The sequence below is a fragment of the Vibrio sp. RW genome, from assembly GCF_027587105.1.
GTDB lineage: Bacteria > Pseudomonadota > Gammaproteobacteria > Enterobacterales > Vibrionaceae > Vibrio > Vibrio toranzoniae.
The window spans coordinates 1-6,299 of sequence record NZ_JAPPTM010000054.1 but is presented as its reverse complement, the minus strand read 5'-3'; the positions used below and the strand labels follow the sequence as shown (position 1 = coordinate 6,299).

Sequence of the window (6,299 nt, the reverse complement as noted above, 5' to 3'; positions counted from 1 at the left end):
AACATGTCCGATTATTACGGCAAAAACGCCCAACTTCAGCACTTCGAAGATGTCTTGTTAGACTCTGACTTAATCCAACTATTGCATGAAGAAGGGGTTAACTTTGGAGTTGATATGTTTGATGAAATATACAACGATTCAGAAACGCTAAGTGGGCTAGGTGGAGAACGAATAGCCAAGGATAAGTTTGAAAAACTAAGCTCTGGAGACATGGTATATATGACGCGGACTGAAATTGAGTCCCTAGTTCGCAATGGCACACTTTCTATTGTAAAGCTACCTACAGGCGGATACTGCACTAATTCGTCTTGCAGTAGAGTGTGTGGTATTGGCGAGTTCTCCGCTGAAATTAAACCATGCGAACATCAGGTAATCACAGACAAGGAAGCCAAAAGAACTCAACGTCAAAATAAGCGACTAATAAAAACATTTCGAGATTTAAATAATGGCGACCCTATGATGAAAAGTATACTTGTCGGAGTTAAGCAAAAGATAAAAAGAAATGAGTCATTGATTATCAACCATGGAATTAAAGTCACAGCCTTTGAGGATAATATCAAAGGCATAATCGCAACCAGCAGAGGTTAGTATGAGAAATTCAGGAAAAGCATTAGCGAGATTGCGAGCAGCTTTAGAACGCCTAATTTCGGGCAAGCCACAAAATGTTTCACCTTCAGGTAAATTAACCCTTAATAAAGTAAATAACGAAGCTGGACTTGGTAACAGTTACATACACAAATTTAAAGATTTTATTGAAAATGAAGCAAACCCAGCCATTGAGTCGTTTAACGCTAATTACGATCCCGTCAAAGCGAAACTATTACAAAACAAGCAGAATCTAACTGAGAAAGAAAAGCATAAAGCCAGCCTGAAGAAAGAAATCAAACTTAAAGAGCAATACCGCCAAGAGCGAGATGACCTGAAAACTATAAACAAAGAATTAGAAACACAAATTAGTTCTTTGACGTTCAGACTGTATGAATTACAAGAACAACTTAATCTACAAAATGTTGTGAAGCTCTCTCAATAACCATTGCCTTAATTGTTAAGATGTGTGAGAGTAATGAAGTCTCATACCAAGTAATATTCATACTGAGTATTAGAGTATCATACTAAAATGGCAGTGATCGCAGTTGGTACGCTGCCATTTCTAAATCGAAAATGCCCCAAAGTGAGTTAACGTAAATACTCTAAGGGCGCTATGAGCGAATTGCGGAAATTTCTCTTCGTATCATAGTGCTCATTCAAAAGTATGCTTTGTTTGATATAGCGGACATTACCTTTTCGGATTCTATTGCCCATAAACTACTAAATTAAAACCCGCTTAATGTACCTTACTAATTATCTTTTAAAAATGCAGCTCTTCTATCCGACACGGTTTTCCGTATAAATAGCCTTGATAGGTGTGACACCCCATACTCTGCAATAACGCGCACTGGGCTTCTGTTTCAACCCCCTCAGCTATGACTTGCAGTTCCATTGAGTCGGCTAATGTTATAACTGCCTGAGCTATGGCCCTATCATTACTGCTATTGATAATATCTCGAACAAACCCTTGGTCAATTTTCAACTGATTTATAGGCAATTGTTTTAAGTAGGATAAGGATGAATAGCCTGTACCAAAATCATCGATTGAAAAAGTCACGCCGTGCTGCTGCAAATCTTTCATCTTAGCTTTAACATCAGGAATGTTATTTGCGAGCAACGTTTCCGTAATTTCCAGCTTTAGCAACTGTGGATTTGCACCTGAGGTTTTCAATGCATTTAAAACAGTCTGAACAAAATTATCTTTGCTAAATTGAACTACGCTTATGTTAACCGCAATGCTTAGGTGTTGTTTTTCGGATTCTAAAGACCATTTTGCCAGAGTGGCGCAAGCTTCCTCTAGCACCCACTCGCCAATGGGTACAATAAGACCTGTTTCCTCCGCTAATGGGATAAATTGCAGTGGCGACACCATGCCTTTTTCTGGGTGTATCCAGCGTAACAATACCTCAACACCAATACACTGCTTCAGGTGATTGACCTGTTTTTGATAGAAAAGTACAAATTGTTGGCTTTGTATTGCAGAGTATAAGTCGCTAATAATTGCTGCTCTTGAGCTTACTGCAACTTGCATTTGCGGGTCAAAAAACTGCACATCATTTCGGCCAGCATATTTAGCCTTGTACATAGCCATATCAGCTTGCTTTAACAAATCTTCTTTTGACAGATTTTCACTGTTAAAAAGTGTTACACCAATGCTTGCCGAACTATTGAAAGTTAGACCGTCAAGATTATATTCCCTTGTTAAATTACTCATGATTTTTTGTGCAAGTCTCTCAGCCTGGTTCGCTGCTAATGCTGGATCATGACTTAAATCTGATGCAATAACAACAAACTCATCGCAGCCTAAACGCGCTACGGTATCACCTTGTCTCACTGAGTTGACAAGACGCTCAGCGACCTGACACAACAGCAAATCACCTTTATTATGACCAGCACTATCATTAAGGTTTTTAAAGTTATCTAAATCAAGAAAAAATAATGCTGAGAAGTTCCTTGTACGAACGCTATGATTTATAGCTCCCGTCAATCTGTCCAACAACAGACGTCGATTAGGTAGCAATGTTAATGGGTCATAAAATGCTAACTGGTGAATTTCATTTTCACGTTGTTTACGCTCAGTGATATCCCTGACAACACCGATAAAGTTAACTTCACCAGCCATTTGAACTTCAACTACACCAAGCTCGATTGGAAACATAGAACCATCTTTGCGCAAGGCCTCAAGCTCACGAACACGCCCAGTAATGTCACTGACACCACGTTCTATATAATTTGATAAGTAGCTATCGTGATGCTCTCGATGAGGTGACCCCATCAACATGCTAATATTTTTGCCAAGCGTTTCATCTTCCGTATAGCCGAAGATTTCCTGTGCGGCTTGGTTAAATGTCAGAATTTTACCACGACCATCAATAGTAATAATGCCATCAAGCAACCCTTCAACAACAGCTTCCATCTGCCTTGACTTATCACTAAGCGATTTTTCTGCAATTATTTGGTCATTGATATCAAAATGCGTACCCAATAACCATAGAGCTTTGCCATCATTTGATCTCGATGACACACGCCCTCTGGTATTTATCCATATCCATTCACCATTTTTGTGTTTCATACGAAGATTGGCTTCATATATAGGAATAAGAGCTGCTGCGTGCTTTTCAAGAATAGTTGCACAATAAGCCAGGTCATCAGGATGCGTTAACCTCTCCCACGTGCTTCTGTTTGCAGGTAATAACTCAGAAAGTGTGTAACCCAGTAATGCGGCCCATTTATCATTGATAATCAACTCGCCTGTTTGAATATTAAAATGCCATGTGCCTATATTGTTAGCGTCTATAACGGCTTTAAGTAAGTTCTCACTGTTTCGAATGAGCTCTTCATCCTGCTTCTCTTTGGAGATGTCTGTTTCAATGGCAATGTAACCGCTTAACTTACCTTCCTCATTGAACATTGGGTTGCAAGTTATCCTCACCCAGTAAGATTTTTGCGTTTTTGAATAATTTACAACATCAACATTAAAGCCGTTCTGTTGAGCAAGCGCATCTCTCATTATTGCAACAGTTGCCGGATCAGTGTCTTCCCCTTGTAATAACTCCCCAGGCTTTTTACCCTGCATTTCTTCAATGCTATACCCTGTAAGAAAGGAGAAGGCTTCATTAATCCATATAACTCGACCTTTGGCATCAGTTATTACCACACCATTGGTTGTCTGCCTTGCAACTTCAGAAAGGCGTCTTATTTCTGACTGCGCTTCAACTTGTGCAGAGGTATTACGAATGACCACTAATACTTCATTATCATCAATCTTTTTGTATCGGGCTTCGAACGATTGATTTGACTTTTCAAACGTGTAGTTATGATGAATCACATCGTTGTTACAAAAGGCTTGCTTGAGGCACTCTACGAGTTGATGACCTAGCTCATTGGGTAGTATCTCATGAACGGTACGCCCCAAAATCGCTTGTTGAGGTTTAGGTAAGTCAGGATGCTCTTTGCAAACCAAAAAACGAAAGTTTCGGTCAATAACAAATACCATATCAGGCAGTGTTGCCAGTATTGAGGTTGTTCTTGCCATGCCTTTTAAAAACTGCTCTTGAAGTCGAGCGTGATCTTCTTTGGCAATTTCATACTCAACCATGTCTGCAAATTCGCGCAGTTCTTGCTGCTCTTTTGCTGAAAAGTCTCTGGCCACGGAGTCAATGAGACATAGAGTGCCGATGGGTTGCCCACTTGTCTCTCGCAGCGGTGCACCCGCATAAAAACGAATATGCGGCGCGTGGGTTACTAAAGGATTTGACGAAAAGCGCTCATCTTTTGTTGCATCTGAAACAATTAAAATATCCTCATGCAATATCGCATGGCCACAAAATGAGATATCACGGCCTGTTTCACAAGCGTCAAGACCCACTTTAGATTTAAACCATTGCCGGTCACTATCCACCAAAGAGATAAGGCATATTGGCACTTTAAATACAGACGCTGCTAATCTTGTAATGCGGTCAAAGCGCTTCTCTGCTGGCGTATCCAGCAAATTAGTTCGCTGTAATGCAAGTAAACGAGCAGCTTCATCAACAGGGAATTCAGGTGCGTTCAAAATGTTACTCCAATAATTTGCTGCTTAATCGATTATTATCAATTGTACTGCAAGAATACACTGTTAAATGTTTTAGGCTTTCACTTGAAAGATTACCGCTTAAACCGTACTACCAGTTCATGAAGCTCATCAGCAATCTTGTTCAAATAAATAATCGTCTCTGAAAGCTGCATCGAGCTGTCATTACTTAAATCGGCAAGCGTTGAAATATTTACTATTTGCCGGTTAATGTCCTCAGCAACATGAGCTTGCTCTTCAACTGCCGCAGCCATTTGAGTAGACATAGAAGCAATTTGACCAACAGACTCGGAAATGCCACTTAACATTTTACCACTCTCAATCACATGAGAAAGACCATCTTCTGCATCAGTCGCGCCAGCATCAGCGACGTTCACAGCATCACCTGCGCGTTGCGTTAATTCGGTGATAATACCGTAGATGTCTTTAGTCGATTCTTGAGTTCTCTGGGCAAGACTTCTTACCTCATCGGCAACCACGGCAAAACCTCGACCTTGCTCACCTGCACGAGCGGCCTCAATAGCAGCGTTAAGGGCAAGTAAGTTGGTTTGTTCTGCAATCTGTTCGATTATTTGCGCGGCACTGGCGATACGTGAGGTTTGTTCTGACACACCGCGCACAGAACTACCAATTTGCTCTACCGTTAGTTTTAGCTTTTGAATAGAGTCGCGGGTAACATTCGCCACCTTAGTGCCTTTTACTGCAAGATGGTTAGCAGTATCAGCCTGCGTAGCGGTATCACTGACATGCTTAGATACTTCGGCAATAGTAGTTGACATTTCATTCATCGCAGTAGCCACCTGAATGGTTTCTGCTTGCTGACTTTCAATGTCTTTTCTGGTTTTATCCGTTAATTCTGCGCCTTTCTCCGATTCCTTAGCGACAACAAGCGCAGCACTTTCGATGCGGGTGATCACTGTTCCTAAATGCGCGAGCTGACTTAAAATAGCAACTTTAAGCTTGCCTAAATCACCGGTTTCATCTGTATAACTTTTTACCGCCAGTTCATCTGAAAATGCATGGTTAAGCATGTCGTTCAGCGCATTGAGGGTTTTCTTTCTGCTTAATGATACCCAAATAGCAAAAATGACCACTGAGACTAGCAGTACACCCTCAGAAATTTCTTTGAAACCGAAGCCGAATAAACCCGCACACAGGGCTATCGATAATACTAAGAACGCATTCTCAAGCGATATGGGTAAAGTAGAGCGACTACTTTTTCCTGCATTGATATCACGATAAAGTTTAGTCGCCCGCTCCACGTCCTGTCTTGAGGGGCAGGAGCGAACTGATTCATAGCCTATTACTCTGCCATTCTGTGTTACAGGCGTCACATACGCATCCACCCAATAATAGTCGCCATTTTTACAGCGGTTTTTTACAAGACCCATCCATGGCTTACCGGATTTCAAATAGTGCCACATCTTTTTATATGCCTCTGGTGGCATATCCGGGTGCCTAACCATATTATGAGGCTGTCCAATCAGCTCGTGCTTTTGAAAGCCACTGACTTCAACAAAGGCATCATTACATTCAAGAATAGTTCCTTCAGTATCAGTCACTGAAATCAGTTTGGTTGTACTTCCAAATGTTTTCTCTCGATCAGTAACTGGCAGGTTTTTACGCATAAATGTTCCTT

General features: G+C 41.0%; 3 protein-coding genes and 1 pseudogene. 2 read left to right on the top strand and 2 right to left on the bottom strand.

The window, feature by feature from the left end:
* Positions 1-588: pseudogene (locus OCT63_RS21105) on the top strand (hypothetical protein); the annotation flags it as partial.
* A 1-nt stretch (position 589) separates the two neighbouring features.
* Positions 590-1,030: a hypothetical protein gene (locus OCT63_RS21100; protein ID WP_180028988.1), complete on the top strand. Its 441-nt coding sequence runs from the start codon at positions 590-592 to the stop codon at positions 1,028-1,030.
* Positions 1,031-1,348: 318 nt separating this feature from the next.
* On the opposite strand, the gene OCT63_RS21095 is transcribed toward OCT63_RS21100, so the two are convergent.
* Complete coding sequence (locus OCT63_RS21095) at positions 1,349-4,642, bottom strand: EAL domain-containing protein (RefSeq protein ID WP_269984559.1); 3,294 nt, start codon at positions 4,640-4,642, stop codon at positions 1,349-1,351.
* A gap of 92 nt (positions 4,643-4,734) precedes the next feature.
* Positions 4,735-6,288, bottom strand: coding sequence for a methyl-accepting chemotaxis protein (locus OCT63_RS21090; RefSeq protein ID WP_443088558.1), 1,554 nt, complete (start codon positions 6,286-6,288; stop codon positions 4,735-4,737).
* Positions 6,289-6,299 lie beyond the last annotated feature (11 nt).